Source organism: Actinomadura sp. NBRC 104412, from assembly GCF_030269515.1.
Classification (GTDB): domain Bacteria; phylum Actinomycetota; class Actinomycetes; order Streptosporangiales; family Streptosporangiaceae; genus Spirillospora.
Window position 1 is genome coordinate 125989 of sequence record NZ_BSTM01000013.1, and the last position, 19187, is coordinate 145175.

A 19187-nucleotide genomic window follows, 5' to 3' on the forward strand; every position below is an offset into this window, starting at 1 on the left:
CGCTGTTCAGGACGCTCCGGGCGGTCAGCCGAAACGGATCAGGACGGGACGCTCGCCGATCACCACGGGCCGCCCGGCGCGGACGGGCACGGACCGCCCGTCGAGATGGTCGACGCGCCGCGCGCCGCGTTCGAGGCTCATGGCGGCAGCGCCCTCGGCCGTCCAGCGCACGGCCACCTCCCCGCCGCCCCGCACACGGGGCAACGTGAACCGGCACTGCCACACCCCGTCCGGCAGGCCGTTGGCCCGCCCCTGCCCGCACGACCGGACCGACGCGCCGTCCAGCCAGTCCTGGAGCCTGTCGATGAACAGCGCCGCCCGGGTCGGCGCGCTGCCCTCCACCTGGAGCACGAGAGGCAGGCCCTGGACGCCCCAGCTGTAGAAGTACATGCGGGTGTAACGGGCGTAGAGGCCCGCCAGGTAGAAGCGCACCGCGTAGTTGTTGGCGTCGCGCTCGCGCAGTGGCTTGTCCGTGGGAACGGAATGACCCGGCCCTGTGGCGTACATGGGCAGGTGCACTCCGGCGTTGTGCAGCGTGTTGTAGATGAGGACGGCCAGTTCCGTCATTTCCTCGGGACGGCCGATGTTCCTGCGCGGATGCAGCTTGACCGCGGCGGCGTCACAGGAGCGGTAGCCGCCCAGGGTCGCGAAGGTCGCGAGGGACCGGCGTCCCTGGGACGTCCACAGTTTCCCGAAGGAAGGGCACACCACCGTGGCACGTGGGTCCTCCTCCTTGATGATGGCGGCGGCCCGGTGCGTCATCTCCACCAGAGTCGCCAAGTCACCCGTGTAATGCTCGGGGGTGTTGGCGAAATCCCAGATCTCGTAAGCGCCGATACGTCCCTTGTAACGGGACACCACCGCGTGTACGTACTTGTCCCAGTCGGACAGGTCGCGGGGCGGCGCCGTCCTAGAGCCGTCGTCGTACGCACTGCGGGGAGCGTCCGGTGCCGCCGCCCAGGATGGGGTGATGCCCATGGTGTAGAGCATCGGAAGGTGCTCGCGTTCCGCTCCCGCCACCATCCGGTCGAGGTTGCTCCAGTCGAACCTGCCGGGCTCGGGTTGGACGTTCGCCCAGCGCGTACGGCTGTCCCAGAACCGGGCCGCCCCGATGCGGAACCCCGGCATGGCGCCGCTCTTGGTTCCGATGGTCGTACCGAAGAAGGCCGCCGGCACCGGCTTCGGCGGCGACTCCCTCCATGCGGGCCCGGGGACGAACTGCACCGGCGGCGCTTGCGCGGACACCCCTGTGGTGAACCCGCCCGCCGCAGCCGATCCGCCGGCACAGACCATCAAGGCCATCACCACGGCCACGCCGATGGCCCTGACCCGCCCGCTACCGGTCGCGGCGGGCCCGGCCGGCTTGGCGGCGGAGGCGGCGGGTACCGAGGTGCCGGTGGGAGGCGATGCGCGCGGGCGTTCCGGGACGGGGATGAGCGGTTCGGGGTCGCGATCGCCCCTCAGGATCACCTCGTGCAACTCGCGCAACCGGGCCGTCGGCTCCAGGCCCGTCTCCTCCACGAGCAGTGCGCGCCCGCTGCGGTAGACCTCCAGCGCCTCCGTACGCCGTCCGCAACGGTAGAGGGCCAGCATCAGCCGGGCGCGGAGTTCCTCCCGGAGTGGATGCTCGTCGACCAGCGCCGCCAGTTCCGCCACCACGGCCGCATGCCGCCCCAGAGCCAGCTCAAGGCCGAGGCACTCCTCGATCGCCGTCAGGCGCAGCTCGTCCAGCCGTGCCGCCTCGCGTGGGACGAACACCGCGCTGGCGCCTTCCAAGGGCTGCCCGCGCCAGAGCGCGAGCGCCGCGCGGAACTCCGCGACGGCTTCGTCCGGCCTCCCCTGGGCGGCGTGGTCGCGAGCACGCTCGATCCGACCCGTGAACTCCGAGACGTCCAGCGCCACGAAGATCCCCGCCCAGCCCGTACGGAGGACATAGCCGGGCGGCCTGGTCTCGATCACCGCACCGGCGGCGCCCAGCGACCGCCGTACCCGGTGCACGAGCGTGTGGACCTGGGCGCGGGCGGAAGCGGGCGGCCGGTCCCCCCACAGCTCGTCCACCAGCCGGTCGACGGAGACCACGAGATCCGCGTTCAGCAGCAGCGCGGCCAGCAGCGCACGCTGCCTGCCACCGCCGAGCGGCACCGGACGGCCGTCCCTCCGCACCTCCACCGGGCCCAGCAATGAGAAGCCGACGTCCAGCATGCACTCCTCCCGCCCAACCGCACCGTGGGGACGCACAGGCGGCGCCGCGTTCATGATGCCGTCGGGGGGCGAGGGTGGGTAGCCGGCAGGCCCGATGCGGGCAACGGCCGCGGGCCTGCCGGCGACCCTGTCAGGGCGGCGTCAGCCGGTGGACGGGCCGGTCCAGCCGACGGGCAGGCGAGCGACCCGGACCCGCTGCGGATGGTCGCCGACGGGAACGGACGTGATCTTGCGTCCGGTGGCGAAGTCGATGGCCGTGACCTGGTCGGCGTCGCTCTCGGAGATCACGCAGGCGCGGCCGTCGCCGCTGACGGTGGCCCAGTACGGCTTGGCGGCCGGGACCAGGGGGCCTTCCTGGAGGGTGGAGCGGTCGACGATGGTGGCGTAGTCGTCCATGGTCCCGGCGATGCACAGCTTGGTCCCGGCGGGGTTCATGGACATGCCGTGGTGGCGGGAGTCGTTGACGAAGGTGGTGCGGTCATCGGAGGTGTCGGGGTTCTCCGGGAGGGTCTTCATCCGGGTGATGGCGTCGGTGGCCACGTCGTACTCGAAGAAGCCGTTGAAGAACGAGACCTGGAAGTACAGCTTGGACTCGTCGGGGGTGAAGGCCACCGGGCGCACGGCGTCGGACATGTCGCGGCGGCCGAAGGCGTCGAGCCGCTGCCGCATGTCGACGGTCCTGACGACGTCGTAGGTGGTGGCGTCGGCGATGGTGATCTTGCGGTCGCCCTTGAGGAAGTCCTGCCAGGGCGCGTCGAAGTCGTTGTTCACCTCGCCGATCGACATGTTCCAGATCTTGCCGTCGCGGGTGAAGACGTTCTCGTGGGGCTTGTCGCCGGTGCGGAACGACCCGAGCTCCCGGCCGGTGTTGATGTCCAGCACGTGCACGGTGTTGCCGGTGGACGCCGACACCGCCACCCGGGAGCCGTCGGGCGAGACGGCCATGTGGTCGGAGCGGAAACCGGAGACCGGGAAGCGCCACCGCACCCTGCCGGTGGCGGTGTCGATGGAGACCACGTCGGCGAAGCTGGGACGCGAGACGACGATGGCCGAGCCGTCGGGCGTGCTGTACAGGTCGTCGGTGAACTGGTCGTGGCCCTCGCCGACGGTCTCGCGGATGCCGAGGAAGAAGGCCAGCCGGATGGGATTGAGATAGATCTCGAGGAGCCGCTCGTCCTTGTCGGGGATGAGGTTGATCCGGCCGATCTTGGCGAAGTCGCCGCTGGACCTGATGACGTCGGCGGTGCCTTCCCAGTTGTTGCCGACCAGCATCACCTCCTGCAGCGGCACGGCGTTCGCGGGGACGGTTCCGGCCGTGACGGTCGCGGCGGCCGTCACGATCGCCAGGGCGCCGCCGAGCAGGGATCTGCGCAGGCGCGCGGCGGTCGGAGCTCGCATGGTCGTCCTCCTGGGGGGTGAGGGGCGGGACACGTGATGAACGCACATGCCCATAGAGTGGAAACGGCCGTTTTCAACTCTTGGTTACTGGATAGTAAGCTTGGGTGAGAGCCGCGACAAGACCCGATGCGGAACGATCGGCGGACCAGGCGAAGGGGGCACGGTGGCCAACCGGAACCCGGCCGGCCGGTACAAGGGCAGGCCGGTCGGCGAGCGCCGGGCCGAACGCCGGCGGCGCTTCCTGACCGCGGCCCTGGACCTGTTCGGCGCCGGCCCCGGCTACCGCGACACCAGGGTCGTCGACATCTGCAAGGCCGCCGGGCTGTCCACCCGCCAGTTCTACGAGGAGTTCGACACCCTCGAAGACGTCCTGGCCGAACTGCATCTGTACGTGAACGACGTCGCCCAGCAGGCCGTCCTCGACGCGCTGCCCCACGTCCAGGACAAGCCCGTGACCGAACGCTTCACGCGCCTCCTGCGCGCCTACGTCGAAGGCGCCGCGTCCGACCCGCGCCACGCCCGCATCGCCTACGTCGAGATCATCGGCGTCAGCCGCCGCATGGACCGTCAGCGCCTGGAACGCCGCGCCGTCTGGATCGACTTCATCGCCCAGACCGTCGACGAGGCCATCCGGCGCGGCGAGGTCCCGCCCGGGAACTACCGGATCGCCGCCGCCGCCTTCATCGGCGCCGTCAACGGCCTCATGCACGACTGGGTCGTCGGCTGGGTCGACGCCTCCCTGGACGAGATCGCCGACGAGCTCCTGCACATGGCCGTCGGCCGATACAAGCTCGTCAGCGGCGAGAACCCGGACCACTAGGGCGCCGCGCCACCGCCGTCGCGGTCGTGCGGCTACCGGGCATGGAGGAGCACCCAGGTGCGTGATCTGCTGAAGCCCAGCTTCGGCGCCTCCTGCCCTAGCCCGGCATCGGCCGCCCGATGGTGCCCATCAGCTCGGCCCAGCGGGCGGCGAAGAGGGCGCCTTCGGGGCGGCACTCCTTGGCGAGCCTGGCGTAGCTCCAACCTTCGGAGGCGGGGCAGCATTCGTGGGCGGGCCAGGTCCACGGGTGGTCAAGGCCGTCGGCCACGATGCTTTCGCTCAGCCGTACCAGAGGGCCGTAGGCCCGTACCCGGTCGAAGGAGCACTCGGTGTCGTCGTAGTACATGTGGTAGAGGTCCAGGTTGCGCTGGATGATCTCGCGGCCGTGCTCCAGCAGGCCCGTCCTCGTGCAGAACTCCAGGTGCGCCGCCACCTCGGGTGGGTCCTGGGCGGTGCGGTAGGTGCGCTCGTGGACGGCGTGTGCCCGGTCGAGGCGTCCGGTACGCAGGTAGGGCAGGAGAAGGTAGTCCTCTCTCTCCTCGACGCCCGGACGTGACTCGTCCAGGAGCGGGGCCATCGATTCCATGGCCTGCTCGTCGAGGCCGAGACGCAGCCACCACCGCGTGCGGCGGAGGATGTTGGAACGGGTCTCGTAGATGGGGATGGAAGGCAGTTCGCTGAACGCCGCCCATGCGGCCTTGGCCGCGTCCACGTCCCCGCGGCACGACTCCAGCTCCACGCGGAACCAGCGCAGGTGATGAAGGTCCTCCGTGCCGGGACGGCAGTGCGGCTCCAGCATGCGGAGAAGGCCCTGGATCTGGGCGGCGTGAACGGTGGGGTAGGTCAGGACGCGGTCCAGTGCGATGGGCACAGCGTCCCACATGCGGTCGAGCTGGTCGGTCGTCATGAGGGACGGGTGGGCGGAGTGGAGGCGGGCCAGTTCGGCGAGCATTGTGAACAGGCGCACGCGACCGCTCTTCCAGGACGCCAGCGCGCTGAGGAAGGCGAGGCGGATCTCCAGGGCCGCTTCAGGCTCGTCCATCGCGACCGCGTTCTGGAGGAGCCGTTGCAGGCGGACGCTGATGTCCCGCTCCCGCTCCAGGGCCAGGGCGTCCCGGAGGCCGGCCCGCAGATCGTCGCGGGTCGCGGTGGAGAGATGCGGCGCCGGACCGGGCGCCGCGCGGTGACGCGGCTCGGCGGTGCCGGGCGGAAGGGGCAGGTGCTCGGCGATCGGCCCGGCGTGCAGGAACTCGGTGACCTTCTCGCTCTGGAAGGTCGTGCCGTTCAGCTCGTCCAGCTTGAGCGCGAAGTTCACCACCTGCCAGCGCAGGTCGGAGAACAGGGCGGAGTAGGACCACACCGTGAAGGCGTCGCAGCCGGGATCGTCGCAGTCACAGGGCCAGAACCACTCCCGGTCCATGTCCTTCTCCAGGACGCGGCGGCACAGCAGGGCCGCAGCGGCCGCCGTCCACATGCCCTCGACCGAGGTGACCTCCCCCGCGGCCTTGAAGAGGTGGCGGTGCAGGACGTCCAGTCCGCGCTCCTCGTTCCCGGTGCGCGCGCAGAACTCCAGGTGGGCCGCGATGTCCTCCAGCTTCTTGCCCGGCCGCGTGTAGGTGCGCTGATGCGCCGCCACGGCCTCCTCAAGGCGCCCCGTGCACAGGTACGACATGATCAGGTCATCGCCGACCTCGCTGTCCTCGGACGCACCGACGTGCCCGGCCATCAGGGGCGCGAGCACCTCGACGGCACGGTCGGCCCGGCCCAGCCGCCGCCACATGAGCGCCTCGTGGCAGACCACGCCGGGCATCACGAAGTGCGTCTCCGCCCCGGCGCGCCAGCGCAGGCCCCGCCAGATCCGCTCGACGGCCTCAAGGTCACCCCTGCGGGCCTCGACCGTCATCCGGTAGTGGTCGATGGCGTAACGGGTTCCGGTCCGGGTGGGCGGGCAGTGGCGTTCCAGATCGTCCAGCAGCCGGTGGATCCGCTGAGCGGGCTCGGGATAGAGCCAGACGTAGGCGTCGACGACGAGGAAGAGCTGGCACCACATCCAGTGGACGAGGTCCTCGGGATACAGGTGCGGTTCGGCATGCCACATCCGCAGGCACTCGTGCAGGACGGGAAGGGCCTCGGAGAAGAAGGCCAGCGGCTCGCCGTTCAGCGGCTTGCCCCGCAGCGCCCAGGCGAACGTCACCTTGGTCCTGAAGAGGACCTCCGGGTCGCCGAGGGCCTCGGCGTGCGGGACGACCTCCCGCACCGCCTCCAGGTAGACCTCCCCTCCGGGCCCGCCGTCGGCGTCGTCCAGGCGGTCCGCGGCGGCGAGCCTGGCGAGGACCTCGTCGCGGCCGAGCAGCATCGGCTACCCCTGGCCGCCTGGGTGGACGGCCTGCTCCACCAGGCCGAGGAACGCCCGGTTCACGCCCGCCATGTCCTCGGGACGCAGCGGACGGTTGCCCGCCAGCATCGCGTAGCCGTAGAGGGCCTCGACCGACAACTCCACGATGCGGGCGTCCACGGTGGAGGTCAGGCGCGCGATGAGCGGGTTGCGGTGGTTGAACACGAGCTGCGGCCGGGGCGGCTCGCCCGGCTCCGCCCCGCCCGAGACCAGCTCGCCCCAGATCCCGTCCGCCCCCTGGAGGCCGGCGGAGCCGCGGACCGCGGACCGGGCGCCGGCGCCTTCCAGAAGCAGCACCGGCACCGACACCGGCTCGAAGGAACGCACGATCGGCTCGCACCCCTTGGGCTCCAGGACGGCGGCGGCGGTCGCGAGGAAGTCGCGGATGGCCGGCTCGCGGACGGGGTCGAGGGACTCGAACCGGGTGGCGAGCTCACCCGGGTCGAGCCGCCGCACGAGCAGGCCGGGATCGAGCCGGGGCAGCCGCCGCAGGACCTCCAGGTGATGGGTGTAGCCGACGTTGACCAGCCCCATGCCCTGGGCGACGGCGATGCCCGCGAGCTGCCGGAACTCCTCGACGCTCGGCGTGTAGTGGAGGGTGCGGTGGCGCCGCCGGAACTCGCGGAGCGTGACCCTGCCCTCGCTGGTCTCGAACGGGAGCCACTCGTCCACGATCCGCAGCATCTCGGTGTCGTGCCGGGCCAGCGCCAGCACCCCGAGCCTGTGGACGCGCAGGAACGCCGCCAGCCGTTCCGGGGAGGTCGACGCGAGGCGGACCAGCCACGCGCGCAGCGACTCGCCCAGCGCCTCCCTCGTGCTGGTCAGCAGGTCGTCCTCGTGCAGCTGCTCACGGCTCGCGGTGGGACGCAGCTCATCGGTGTCGATCACACAGCGGACGAAGAACGCCCAGTCCGGCATGATCTTCTCGACCCGTTCGCCCAGCAGCATCCGCTTCAGGTAGACGCGGTGCGCCGCCCGCTCGCCGGGTCCGGTCTCGTGCGGCAGGACGAACGCGACCCCGCTCAGCCCCGCCTCGGGCACCGCGAGGTCGATCACGTCGAACGGCTCGGCGCCGATGAGGCGCCGGCCGTAGCGCAGCAGGGCGTCCCGGCGTGCCCCCGGGCTCGGATGCGCCGCCCGCCACGGCGGCGTGCCCTCGGTGATCCGCTCGTCGCCGACCCGCACCTCGTAGGGCAGCAGCGACCCGTAGTGCCGCGCCAGTTCCGTGACGGTGGACGTGGCGAGCCAGTGCTCGAAGTCCCTGCGCGCCCGCAGGACGACGGTGGTGCCCGGCCCGTCCCGGGGCGCCGTCTCCTCCAGCGTGTAGTGGCCGTCGGCGTGCCCGCGCCACCTCACCGTCGGCGCGTCCCCGCTGCGGGTGATCACCTCGATCTCGTCGGCGACCAGGAAGCACGACAGCAGCCCGATGCCGAACTGCCCGAGGAAGTCGTGCCGCGCCAGCCCGAGCTCGTCCCTCTTGGACGAGTTGCCGATCGTCGCGAGCAGCTCGTGCACCTGCGGCCCGGTCAGCCCGATGCCGGTGTCGTGGATCCGCAGCGTCCCGTCCCCGGTCGCCTCGATCGGCTCGATCCGGATGAGGGCCTCGGCCTCGTCGCCGGACGCGCGCCGGGCGGTGATCGCGTCGACCGAGTTCTGCAGCAGTTCCCGTACGTAAACGCGGGGACTGCTGTACAGGTGGCGGCCGAGCAGATCGACGATCCCCCGCAGATCGACGCTGAAGTTGTGCTGCACCCGAATTACCCTATCCGCGGCAGGTCGAAGGCCATGAGAAGGTTGGCGATCTGGACGACGAGCACTCCGTCACCCGCGGCCATGGCCGAGAGCGGAGCCGAGCGGAAGGCCCGCGTCGTGCGCGCACGCGGCCAGGGTGATCGTGACGGTGGTTCCCACCGTCGCGCCCGCGGTGATCGATCTCGTCATGACCTTGCTTCGACGGGCCGGGCCACGCCCCGGTTCCGGCGGCCATGGAGGACGGCGGAGCGCCGCCGCGGCAGCTCGACTTTCGCGGCCGGCGCCTTCGTCAGGGGGAGTCGTTGAAGACGGACACCCGGGTGCGGTGGTGCCGTGGTGCTTCGATCTCGTCGATCACCGCCACCGCGAGGTCCGCGTACGACAACCGAGCCGACTCGGCCGGGGCGGTGTCGCCCCCTATCCGATAGCGGCCCGTTCTCGGGCCGTCCACCTCCAGTCGCGCGGGCGGGCTGAGCATGAGCCAGTCGATCGCCGCGCCCCGCGTCCTGAGCGTGTCCAAGCCGGCCATGTGCGCGGCCGCGAACGGCCGGATCTCCGCTGGGAAGGCCGAGGGATCGTCCATCACCGGGCGCCCGTCGGCGCCTATCAGGTTCGCGAAGAGCCCCACCACCACGAGCCTGGGGACGCCCGTTTCCGCCAGGCCATGGAGCAGACCTTCGGCGGCACGGACGAAGAAATCGGGATCGAGGTCGGCGAAACCCTGTTCCGGGCCTTTGAAAGGAGTCACCGCATGGACCACCGCGTCATGACCGCGCACGATCGAGGAAATGCCTTCCGCCGCGGTGATATCGCCCCGGATCAGCGTGACGCCTTCCGCCTCGATATCACCGTATTGAGCCGGGTCACGGACGACCGCCGTGACGAGATGCCCGCGTTCACGAGCCTCGCCCGTGATGGCCCGCCCGGCCCGACCGCCCGCCCCGAAGATGACGATGCCGCTCATCCCGCTCCCGCCCGGCCGCGTATCTCGCCGCCCGACCAGGACGGTATCCAGCGGATACTGGTTACTTCAACGATACTGGGATAGCCTCCCCCCATGGCCGAGCCCTTGGACCCGGAGATGTTCGATCCGGTGTGCCCGTCCAGCGCCATGCCCATCCAGATCGGCGACAAGTGGACGGCGATGGTCGTGCTCTGCCTCGAAGGAGGCCGCCGGCGATTCAACGAGATCAAAGGCCCGCTCCGCGGTATCACGCCGAAGGTTCTCACGCAGACCCTGCGAGCCATGGAACGCGACGGACTGGTGACGCGTACCGCCCACGACGAGAATCCACCGCGGGTCGAATACGAATTGACCCCGCTCGGGCGAAGCCTGCTGACCCTCATCGAGGCCACCCGCGCATGGAGCAGGGAGCATCTCCCAGCTCTCCTTCAGGCCCGCGCGGCGCACGACTCCACACCAGACCGGTCACCCCCAGGATGACCACTGCGCCTCCGCGGCCCGGCGATCGATCTCATCCTCATGAGCTGGCTTCGAGGGGCCGGGCCATGCCCGGGTTCCGGCGGGCGTTCCGCTGGACGTCGCGGTGGGCCGCGCCCGGGTCGTGCCCCGGCCGGTCATCCGGCCGGGGGCGGCATCGCCCGACGCGCGCGCGTGGCGTGGCCGGCGGCCGTGCTGAGCACGGTGACCAGCACCGCGAGCCCGACGCACGCCGCGAGGCCGACGCGCAGGAGGAGAGCGCCTGCCACGGCGCCGAGGGCGAGCGCGGCGATGGCCGATGACCGCCGGACCCACGCCTGACCGCTCCCGGCGGCCGAGCGCGACGCGGAGGCCAGGACGGTGATGGTGGACGTGATGACCACGGTGGTGACGTCGGGGACCGCCACCCGGTGGGCGGTCGCGGCCTGGATGCCCAGCGCGCACGCCAGCATCGCCGCGAGCAGGACGCCCTCGGGCGAGCCGCCGGCGACGGGCCGCACCAGGTCCACGGTCGCGCAGGCCGCCATGATGCCCGCGACCACGCCCAGGAGGGCGGTCACCCGGCTCGTCCATCCGCCCGCGGCCGTCCGCAGCACGCGCCCGCCGATCGCGACGCCCGCCATGAAGGCGGCGAGCGCGGCGAGCGGCCCGGCGACGGGCAGGCCGTCCGGGCGGCCGACCGCCATGCCCAGGATGAGGAGGTTGCCGGTCATGTTGCCGACGAACACCCGGTCGAGGGCGAGGAACCCGGCGGCGTCGGCGACGCCCGCCGAGAAGGTCAGTGCGAGCATGCACGCCGTTCGCAGGGCCCCGGCGTCGGCGCGCCCGTCCCCGCTCGTGCGGCCCATGAGCGGAGATCATATGCGGGCGGCCACCATGGAATGCGATTTCCACGGCCTGGGATTTCCTTTCTTTTACCATGGGTGGCCGCCCATGGGTAATGCCGATATTCGCCTCGTGTGCATGTCCTCCTGTTCAGCGTTTCATCCGGGGGTCGAGGTGGTCGCGCAGGGCGTCGCCCACCAGGTTGAAGGCGAAGACGGCCAGGGACAGGACGATGGCGGGGACCAGGACGAGCCACGGTGCCTCCGTCACGTACTGAAGGCCGTCGGAGAGCATGCCGCCCCAGGACGGGGTGGGCGGCGGGGCGCCCAGGCCGAGGAAGCTCAGCGCCGACTCGGCGATGATCACGCCGGCGAAGGAGACGGTGGCGAGGGTGAACATGGACGCGAGCAGGTTCGGGAGCACATGCCTCCCCATGATCCGCAGCAGCCCGGCACCGGTCGCGCGGGCCGCCTCGACATAGGTCTCCTCGCGGATGCGGAGGGTCTCACCGCGCGCCAGCCGGTTGAAGCCCGGCGTGATGACCACGACCAGGGCGATGATGACGTTGGGCAGGCTCGGGCCAAGGGTCGCCGAGATGAACAGCAGGAGCACGATCGGCGGGATCGCGTGCACCGCGTCCATGACGCGCTGGACGACGATGTCCACCCCGCGGCCGAGCAGGCCGGACAGGATGCCGAAGAACGTGCCGATCACCACGCTGAGCAGGATCGTGGCGACGCCGATGAGCAGGGACGTGCGGGCGCCGTACAGGATCCGGCTGAGCACGTCCCGCCCCAGGGCGTCGGTGCCCAGCGGGTAGCGGGCTCCCGGCGAGGCGAGCAGGTCGGCGCGATGCTGTTGCAGCGGGTCGTACGGCGCGGCGAGCGGGGCGGCGATCGCGGCGAGGACGAACAGCAGGATGAGGACGAGGCAGACCGCGCCGGTCGGCTGCGCGCGGGCGAACGCGACGATCGCGGCGACCGAGCGGCGCCGGGTGGCGGCGTGCGCCGCCTCACCTGTCTTGGGGACGGGACGGGGGTCGGCGACGGCTTCCCGGCTCATGCCTTGCTCCTCCCGTAGCGGATCCGCGGGTCGAGCACCGCGTACATCAAATCCACAAGGACGATCACGAAGACGTAGACGGCGGCGTAGAAGATCGTGCACGAGACGACGACCGGGTAGTCGCGCTGCTGGACGGCCTTGTAGAGCAGTTGGCCGGTCCCGTCGATGGAGAACATCGACTCCAGGATCACCGTCCCGCCCAGGATGGTGGCCAGGTAGCCGCCCACGAGGGTCAGCACGGGGATGCTCGCGTTGCGCAGCGCGTGCTTGACGTGGACGACGCTCTCGCGCACCCCGCGTGCCCGCACCGCGCGGATGAAGTTCGAGCCCAGCGCCTCCAGCATCGCCGAGCGGGTGAGCCGGGTCAGGCCCGCCAGGGACGCGATGCCGAGGGCGATCGCGGGCATGGCCATCTGCTCCAGGTGGCTGCGCAGATCCTCGGTCGGGCCCTTGTAGACCAGGGGTGGGGACCACGAGAACCAGAGGGCGAAGAAGGTGAGGAACAGCGTCGCCACCACGAAGTTCGGCACCGACAGGCCGGCGACCGCGGTGATCCGGACGGCCGCGTCCACGGACCTCCCCCGCTTGACCGCCGAGACGACGCCGAACGCGATGCCGACGACGGTGGCGACCGCGAAGCTGAGCAGGGTCAGCTCCAGGGTCACCGGCACCCGTTCGGCGAACATGCCCGTGACCGGCTCGTCGGTGTAGAACGACCGGCCCAGATCGCCCCGGACGGCGTGCGCGAGCCAGTCGGTGAACTGCACCCACACGGGGTCGTCCAGCCCGAACTCGGCCTCCATCCGCCTGGCCTGCTCGGCGGTGACGTTGGCGCCGTTCTGCATGAGGATCGCGACGACGTCCCCGGGGAGCAGCCGCATCAGCAGGAACACCAGCACGGTGACCAGCAGGATGACCATGACGCCGTACCCGAGCCTGCGGAGGGCGTACTCGATCATGACGCCTCCTCCCGTCCGCGCGGTGACCCGCCCAGGGGGTCGCGCAGATGGCAGGCCGCGTGGTGGCCCGGCGACACCTCTTGGAGCACGGGCCGTTCCGTACGGCAGCGGTCGAAGGCGTGCGGGCAGCGGGTGTGGAAGCGGCACCCTGGAGGCGGGCGGCGCGGGCTGGGCGGGTCACCGGGCGCGATGACCCTGGCATGGCTCCGCGCCTTCGCCGGGTCGGGCGAGGGGACGGCGGCCAGCAGCGCCTCGGTGTACGGGTGGGCCGGGGCGGAGAAGACCGTCTCGGCCTCGCCCCGCTCCACGATCTCCCCGAGGTACATCACGCAGATCTCGTCCGACACGTAGCGGACCACGTTGAGGTCGTGCGCGATGAACAGGTACGCCAGGCCGAGCTCGCGTTGCAGCCGTTTCAGCAGGTTCAGCACCTGCGCCTGGACGGACACGTCCACGGCCGACACCGCCTCATCGCAGACGATGAGATCCGGGCCGGTGGCGAGGGCCCTGGCGATCCCGATGCGCTGCGCCTGGCCACCGGAGAACTGGTGCGGGTACTTGTCCATATCGCCGGGCGGAAGACCGACGTGTTCCAGGAGTTCCCCGACCCTGTTCCTCTTCCGCCTGCCGGTGGCGAGGCCGTGCACCTCCAGCGGTTCGCCGACCGCGTCCACGATGCGCATCCTCGGGTTCAGCGCCGCGAACGGGTCCTGGAAGACGATCTGCATGCGGCGCCGCAGCGGCTTGAGCTCTCTTGGCCCCTTCGCGATCAGGTCGGTGCCGTCGAAGCGGAGCCCGCCGGACGTCGGCCGCAGCAGCCGCAGCACCAGCCGGGCCGTCGTCGACTTCCCCGACCCGGACTCCCCGACCAGGCCGACGGTCCGGCCGCGGGGCACCGTGAACGACACGCCGTCGACCGCGCGGACGGCCCCCACGTTCCGTCCCCACTTGGTGATCGGGAAGTGCTTGGTCAGGTCGCGCACCTCCAGGAGCGTCATGCGTTCTCTCCTCCGGTCTCGACCAGGACGGGTTCGCGCAGCCAGCACCGGCTCCGCCGCCCGCCGCCGAGGTCCAGCAGGGGCGGCTCGGCGGTGCGGCAGCGGTCCTCGGCGTGCGGGCATCGGGGGTGGAAGCGGCATCCGTCCGGCATCTCCTGAAGGCGCGGCACCGCGCCGGGGATCGCCGGCAACGGCCGGTCACGGTCGGTGCCGGGCTGGGGGATGGACCGGAACAGGGCCTGCGTGTACGGGTGCCGGGCGTCGGCGAACGCCTGGCCGGGCCGCCCCTGCTCGACGATCCGGCCCGCGTACATGACCACCAGCCGGTCGGCCATCTCCGCGACCACGCCCATGTCGTGGGTGATCAGGAGCAGCGCCATCCGGTACTTCTCCTGGAGCCGGCGCAGCAACTGGAGGATCTCCGCCTCGACGGTCACGTCCAGGGCGGTGGTCGGCTCGTCCGCGACCAGCAGTGCCGGCTCGCAGGCCAGGGCGATCGCGATCATGACGCGTTGCCGCTGGCCCCCCGACAGCTCGTGCGGGTAGGCGCGGACGAGGCGTTCGGCGTCCGGCAGCCGGACCTCCCGCAGCAGGTCGATCGCCCGGCTCCGCGCCTGGCGGCGGGACACGGGCTCGTGCGCGCGCAGCGCCTCCCCGATCTGTTCCCCCACCGTGTACAGCGGGTCCAGCGAGGTCATCGGGTCCTGGAAGACCATCGCGATGTCCCTGCCGCGGACGGCGCGCATCTCCGCGGCGGAGCACTTCAGCAGGTCGCGGCCGCGGAACAGCACGGCGCCGTCCGGTTCGGCGGCCGTGTCCAGCAGCCGCATGACCGACAGCGCCGTCACCGACTTCCCGCACCCGGACTCGCCCACCAGCGCGACCGTCTCGCCCTCCCCGACGCTGAACGAGACGTCCCGGACCGCCTCGACCCGGCCCTGCGGCGTGCCGAACCGGACCCGGAGATCCTTCACCTCGAGAAGATCCGCGTGGCGGTCCATCACTTGGAGACCCAGACGTCGGCCCAGTACCGCCCGGTGATCTCGGGGCTGGGATACAGGTCGTGCACATGCGCCCCGTGGACGTAGTGCTGGTAGGTGCAGAGCGGATAGATGGCCGCGGAGTTGTTCTGCTCCGCGTAGCGGGCGATGTCCTGGACGGCCTTCGCGCGCTTGGCGTCGTCCACGATGTCCCGGGACGCCTCGATCATCTCCCCCAGCCTCGGGTCCTTGATCCTGGAGACGTTCAGCCGGGCGTCCGGCTCCAGGTCGCTGAGGAAGATGTCGTAGTGGATGAGCCCGCGCATGGACTTGGCCATCGTGAACTGCCCGTTCAGGCGGCGCTGCACGGCGGTCGCGGTGTCCAGGATGCGGAGCGTGACGTTGATGCCGACCTTCTTCAGGTCCTGCGCCATGTACTCGGCGACCTGCACGTCGGACGGGGAGAGCTTCTGCACGATCATCTCGGTGCCGAATCCCGAGCCGAGGCCGGCCTCCGCGAGCAGCCGCCTGGCCTGCGCCGGGTCGTACGGCCTGACCTTCCTGATCTGGTCGGGCGGCAGCGCGTACGGCCCGGAGGCGGGGGTCACGATCGACGACAGCTGGTACTTGCCGAAGATCGTCTTGCCCACGCCGTCCCAGTCGACCGCCAGCGCGACGGCACGGCGCACCCGCAGGTCGTCGAAGGGGGGACGCTGCGTGTTGAGGTTGAGCTGCTGCGGATAATTCAGGACGCTGTAGGTCCGGTGCCGTCCACCGCGGGTCAGCTCGGCGGCGAGGCGGTGGTCGAGGACGCCCATGTCGACGCGCCCGCTGCGCAGGGCGGCGGCGACCGCGGCGGGCTCGGCCAGGACGACGTGGTTGAGCTCGTCCAGGTAGGGGCGGCCCTTGATGAAGTAGCGCGGGTTGCGGACCCGGGTCATCTCCTCTTCGCGCGACCAGGACTTCAGCACGAACGGCCCGGTCCCGATGACCTGTTTGCCCAGGTCATAGCGTCCCTCGGCGCCCTCACGCGGGATGATGACGTTCCACGGGTGGGCCATGTACTCCAGGAACGGCCCGTACCGCTTCTTCAGCTTGACGACGACCGTGTACTTGTCCGGCGCCTCCACCGACGCGACCCGCTCGAACATCCACGCGTTGTCGCCGGGGAGCCTCATGATCCGCTGGAACGTGGCCACGACGTCGTCGGAGGTGAAGCCGCGCCCGTTCACCGGCGGAAGGTCGTGCCACACCACGTCGTCGCGCAGGTGGAAGGTGTAGGTGAGCCCGTCCTTGGAGACCGTCCACTCGCGCGCCAGGTCCGGCGTGAGCTGGTAGCCGGTCACGTTCGGCCCGGTCTTGATCTCCAGCAGCTTGCTGTAGAGCGGGGTGATATATCGGTACGTCGCCGGGTCCTGGGTCTTGTGGGGGTCGAGGCTCTCGTACACCGGCGTGTTCCACGCGAACGTGAGCGTGCCACCTCTCTGGGGAGCGCCGCCGCCGTCCGTCCTGTCACCGGAACCGCCCCCGCATGCGCTCAGCAACGAGGTGGACACGAGACCGCCGCCCAAGAGCAGGGCCTCACGCCGGCTGAGATCGGGCCTCCACACACCAGTGGTCACGAGCGGCTCCCTCCGGATCACGCTGAGCTGTCTGTCGGAGAGCACCACGAAAATCGGACATCTCCTACCCCGCTTCCCGGGAGGCGGAAGACAACCACCGCGCCCCCGGAGGCGGGAAGCGCCGGCGTGCCGGGCCCGCCGGCGTGCATACGATGGCTCCGCCGCCCCATGGATTTTTTCGTTCGCGTGACCGTGCGCGACCCGACGAACACAAGCGGAAAGTCATGATCGCTATTGCGAAAGACCAGCTCAGGAAGGCCCGCCACGGCGATGTCCGGATTCCCTGACACCAACGCGGACGGCGCCTTCGCGACCGGCGCCGTCACTCTCGGCATCGCCGGGCGCCCGATCCCGGTCGTCGGCCCGGCCCGCATGTACGTCTGCGGGATCACCCCGTACGACGCCACCCACCTCGGGCACGCGCGCACCTTCGTGTGGGCCGACGTCGTGGCCCGGGTGCTGCGGCACGTGGGCGGCAAGGTGCGGGTGTGCCGGAACGTGACCGACGTCGACGACGTGCTCAACCGCGCCGCGCACCGCTCCGGCAGCCCGTACGACAGCTTCGCCGCCGTCCAGCAGTTCTACTTCGAACGCGACCTGGCCGCCCTGGGCGTCCACGCCGTCGATCACCAGCCACGCGCGCACAACCACATCCGCGAGGTCATCGCGCTCACGCAAGGGCTGCTGGCCCTGGACCGCGCCTACGTCCGCGACGGGACGGTGTACTTCCGCGGCGCCGACGTGCCGTCACGCGCGGGCATCGACACCGAGGGCGCGCTTCGCCTCCTGGCCGAATTCGACGACGCCCCGGAGGACCCCGGCAAGGACGACCCGCTGGACGTCGCCCTGTGGCGTCCCTCCACCTCGGGGGAGCCCGCCTGGCCCAGTCCCTGGAGCTCGGGACGTCCGGGCTGGCACGCCGAGTGCGCCGCGATGGCCATGACGACCTTCGGTCCCGCCCTCGACCTGCACGCCGGAGGAGCCGACCTGCGGTTCCCCCACCACGCGTACGAGGCCGCGATGGCGGAGGCGCTCACGGGCGTGCGGCCGTTCGCCCGCACCTGGTTCCACGTGGGCGTCGTCCGCAGGGACGGCGCCAAGATGGCCAAGTCCGACGGCAACCTGATCCTGGTCGGCGATCTGATCCAGGACCATCCGGCCACGGCCGTGCGGCTCATGCTCCTCACGGGCGCCGCCTGGTCGGAGGACTGGGACTACTCGCCGGGCCTGCTCGTCTCGGCCGCGGCACGGCTGGACCGGCTGCACCGCGCCGCGGGGCGTCCCGGATCCTCGACGGCCGCGGAGGCGGCCGTGACCCGCGCGCTCCTGGACGACCTGGACGTCGCCACCGGCCTCGCGATCGCCGAGGAGGAAGGGGGCCGCACGGCCCGGCTGGTCATGAACGTGCTCGCCCTCGGCTGAGCCCGGTCCGCCGGGGTCGTCCGAGGTCGGCACGCGGGCGCACCGGAGTGATCTTCGCCGCTCCCACGACCCGGGCGCTCCCTGCCTGCCGATTTTCCCTATAATCTACTGATTTGATAGGGATTGACCGTTCGCCGAGAGGGAGACCCCCGTGACCCTGACCTTCCACTGGTTCCTGCCCACCTACGGCGACAGCCGTTACATCGTCGGCGGCGGGCACGGCCTGCCGGCGGGCACGGCCGGCGGCGACCGCCCGGCGTCGCTGGGCTATCTCACGCAACTGGTGCGCGCGGCCGAGGAGGTCGGATTCGAGGGGGCGCTGACCCCGACCGGGGCGTGGTGCGAGGACGCCTGGCTGACCACCGCGCTGCTGGTGGAGGCGTCGGAACGGCTGAAGTTCCTGGTCGCGTTCCGTCCCGGGCTGCTCAGCCCGACGCTGGCCGCGCAGATGGCCGCCACCTACCAGTGGCATTCGGGCGGGCGGCTGCTGCTGAACGTGGTCACCGGCGGCGAAGGGCACGAGCAGCGCGCCTACGGCGACTTCCTGAACAAGGCGGAACGTTACGCGCGCACGGACGAGTTCCTGCACATCGTCCGGTCGCTGTGGCGGGGCGAGCAGGTCGACTTCGAGGGCGCCCACCTGCGGGTCGAGAACGCCCGGCTCGTCCGGGTCCCCGACCCGGTCCCGCCGATCTACTTCGGCGGCTCGTCCCCGGAGGCCGGTCAGGTCGCGGCCCGGCACGCCGAGGTCTACCTGACCTGGGGCGAGCCGCCCGCCGCCGTCGCCGAGAAGATCGCCTGGATCCGCCGCCTCGCCGCCGAGCACGGACGCGAGCCGCGGTTCGGCATCCGGCTGCACGTCATCTCCCGCGACACCGCCGAGGAGGCGTGGGCGCAGGCCGGGCGCCTGCTGTCGGGCATCTCGGACGAGGCCATCGAGCAGGTGCAGGCGAACCTGCGCCGCAGCGAGTCCGAGGGTCAGCGCCGGATGCTCGAACTGCACGGCGGCACCGCCAAGGGCCTGCGCGAGCTGGAGGTCGCGCCGAACCTGTGGGCGGGCGTCGGCCTGGTCCGCGGCGGCGCCGGGACCGCGCTGGTGGGCAGCCACGAGGAGGTCGCCGACCGGATCGCCGAGTACGCCGAACTCGGGCTGGAGGAGTTCATCCTGTCCGGCCATCCGCACCTGGAGGAGGCGTACTGGTTCGGTGAGGGCGTCCTGCCCATCCTGCGCCGCCGCGGCCTGTGGAAGCACCCCGCCCGGAACACGGAGGACACCGCCCCCGCCGCCGTCCCCTTCGCAGCCTCCTGAGC

Annotated in this window: 15 protein-coding genes; 4 read left to right on the forward strand and 11 right to left on the reverse strand. The window is 71.2% G+C overall.

Going from position 1 to position 19187, the window contains the following annotated elements; genetic code table 11:
* Positions 1-24 precede the first annotated feature (24 nt).
* Entirely contained in the window at positions 25-2202 is a 2178-nt protein-coding gene (locus tag QSK21_RS18330) for a BTAD domain-containing putative transcriptional regulator (protein WP_285697281.1), read from the reverse strand.
* A gap of 141 nt (positions 2203-2343) precedes the next feature.
* Complete coding sequence (locus QSK21_RS18335) at positions 2344-3600, reverse strand: outer membrane protein assembly factor BamB family protein (RefSeq protein WP_285697283.1); 1257 nt, start codon at positions 3598-3600, stop codon at positions 2344-2346.
* 163 nt (positions 3601-3763) lie between these two features.
* Here QSK21_RS18335 and QSK21_RS18340 point away from each other — a divergent pair, with 163 nt between their 5' ends.
* Positions 3764-4420: a TetR/AcrR family transcriptional regulator gene (locus tag QSK21_RS18340; protein ID WP_285697284.1), complete on the forward strand. Its 657-nt coding sequence runs from the start codon at positions 3764-3766 to the stop codon at positions 4418-4420.
* A gap of 97 nt (positions 4421-4517) precedes the next feature.
* On the opposite strand, the gene QSK21_RS18345 is transcribed toward QSK21_RS18340, so the two are convergent.
* The 3 genes from QSK21_RS18345 to QSK21_RS18355 form a co-directional block, all read right to left on the reverse strand.
* Entirely contained in the window at positions 4518-6776 is a 2259-nt protein-coding gene (locus QSK21_RS18345; protein WP_285697285.1) for a hypothetical protein, read from the reverse strand.
* Positions 6777-6779: 3 nt separating this feature from the next.
* Positions 6780-8567 carry an HSP90 family protein gene (locus tag QSK21_RS18350; protein ID WP_285697286.1) on the reverse strand — a complete coding sequence of 596 codons (1788 nt, stop codon included), beginning with the start codon at positions 8565-8567 and terminating at the stop codon, positions 6780-6782.
* A gap of 289 nt (positions 8568-8856) precedes the next feature.
* Positions 8857-9531: an NAD(P)-dependent oxidoreductase gene (locus QSK21_RS18355; RefSeq protein ID WP_285697287.1), complete on the reverse strand. Its 675-nt coding sequence runs from the start codon at positions 9529-9531 to the stop codon at positions 8857-8859.
* A 93-nt stretch (positions 9532-9624) separates the two neighbouring features.
* Here QSK21_RS18355 and QSK21_RS18360 point away from each other — a divergent pair, with 93 nt between their 5' ends.
* Complete coding sequence (locus QSK21_RS18360) at positions 9625-10011, forward strand: winged helix-turn-helix transcriptional regulator (protein WP_285697289.1); 387 nt, start codon at positions 9625-9627, stop codon at positions 10009-10011.
* A gap of 134 nt (positions 10012-10145) precedes the next feature.
* Here the strand turns inward: QSK21_RS18360 and QSK21_RS18365 are convergent, their stop codons facing one another.
* From QSK21_RS18365 to QSK21_RS18390, 6 genes are all read right to left on the reverse strand, one after another.
* Positions 10146-10856, reverse strand: coding sequence for a DUF1275 family protein (locus tag QSK21_RS18365; protein ID WP_285697291.1), 711 nt, complete (start codon positions 10854-10856; stop codon positions 10146-10148).
* Between the two features lie 127 nt (positions 10857-10983).
* Positions 10984-11895, reverse strand: a complete 912-nt coding sequence (locus QSK21_RS18370; protein WP_285697294.1) for an ABC transporter permease — start codon at positions 11893-11895, stop codon at positions 10984-10986.
* Complete coding sequence (locus tag QSK21_RS18375) at positions 11892-12854, reverse strand: ABC transporter permease (RefSeq protein WP_285697295.1); 963 nt, start codon at positions 12852-12854, stop codon at positions 11892-11894. Before QSK21_RS18375 ends, QSK21_RS18370 begins: the two co-directional genes overlap by 4 nt.
* Positions 12851-13852 carry an ABC transporter ATP-binding protein gene (locus tag QSK21_RS18380; protein ID WP_285697297.1) on the reverse strand — a complete coding sequence of 334 codons (1002 nt, stop codon included), beginning with the start codon at positions 13850-13852 and terminating at the stop codon, positions 12851-12853. Before QSK21_RS18380 ends, QSK21_RS18375 begins: the two co-directional genes overlap by 4 nt.
* A complete protein-coding gene (locus QSK21_RS18385; RefSeq protein ID WP_285697299.1) occupies positions 13849-14826 on the reverse strand; it encodes an ABC transporter ATP-binding protein in 978 nt (325 codons plus the stop codon). The genes QSK21_RS18380 and QSK21_RS18385 overlap by 4 nt, the downstream gene beginning before the upstream one ends.
* Before the next feature lie 26 nt (positions 14827-14852).
* Entirely contained in the window at positions 14853-16454 is a 1602-nt protein-coding gene (locus QSK21_RS18390) for an ABC transporter substrate-binding protein (RefSeq protein WP_285697302.1), read from the reverse strand.
* A 270-nt stretch (positions 16455-16724) separates the two neighbouring features.
* On the opposite strand from QSK21_RS18390, the gene QSK21_RS18395 reads away from it, so the two are divergent.
* Together QSK21_RS18395 and QSK21_RS18400 are read left to right on the forward strand one after the other, a co-directional pair.
* The gene (locus tag QSK21_RS18395; protein ID WP_285697305.1) at positions 16725-17876 is read left to right on the forward strand and encodes a class I tRNA ligase family protein; all 1152 of its coding nucleotides are present in this window, start codon (positions 16725-16727) and stop codon (positions 17874-17876) included.
* Positions 17877-18027: 151 nt separating this feature from the next.
* Positions 18028-19185: an LLM class flavin-dependent oxidoreductase gene (locus tag QSK21_RS18400; protein ID WP_285697307.1), complete on the forward strand. Its 1158-nt coding sequence runs from the start codon at positions 18028-18030 to the stop codon at positions 19183-19185.
* Positions 19186-19187 lie beyond the last annotated feature (2 nt).

Bases quoted from the DNA above. Each gene is read 5' to 3' on its own strand.
- QSK21_RS18330 (WP_285697281.1), bottom strand. From the start codon at position 2,202: ATGCTGGACGTCGGCTTCTCATTGCTGGGCCCGGTGGAGGTGCGGAGG.
- QSK21_RS18335 (WP_285697283.1), bottom strand. From the start codon at position 3,600: ATGCGAGCTCCGACCGCCGCGCGCCTGCGCAGATCCCTGCTCGGCGGC.
- QSK21_RS18345 (WP_285697285.1), bottom strand. From the start codon at position 6,776: ATGCTGCTCGGCCGCGACGAGGTCCTCGCCAGGCTCGCCGCCGCGGAC.
- QSK21_RS18355 (WP_285697287.1), bottom strand. From the start codon at position 9,531: ATGAGCGGCATCGTCATCTTCGGGGCGGGCGGTCGGGCCGGGCGGGCC.
- QSK21_RS18360 (WP_285697289.1), top strand. From the start codon at position 9,625: ATGGCCGAGCCCTTGGACCCGGAGATGTTCGATCCGGTGTGCCCGTCC.
- QSK21_RS18365 (WP_285697291.1), bottom strand. From the start codon at position 10,856: ATGGGCCGCACGAGCGGGGACGGGCGCGCCGACGCCGGGGCCCTGCGA.
- QSK21_RS18370 (WP_285697294.1), bottom strand. From the start codon at position 11,895: ATGAGCCGGGAAGCCGTCGCCGACCCCCGTCCCGTCCCCAAGACAGGT.
- QSK21_RS18375 (WP_285697295.1), bottom strand. From the start codon at position 12,854: ATGATCGAGTACGCCCTCCGCAGGCTCGGGTACGGCGTCATGGTCATC.
- QSK21_RS18380 (WP_285697297.1), bottom strand. From the start codon at position 13,852: ATGACGCTCCTGGAGGTGCGCGACCTGACCAAGCACTTCCCGATCACC.
- QSK21_RS18395 (WP_285697305.1), top strand. From the start codon at position 16,725: ATGTCCGGATTCCCTGACACCAACGCGGACGGCGCCTTCGCGACCGGC.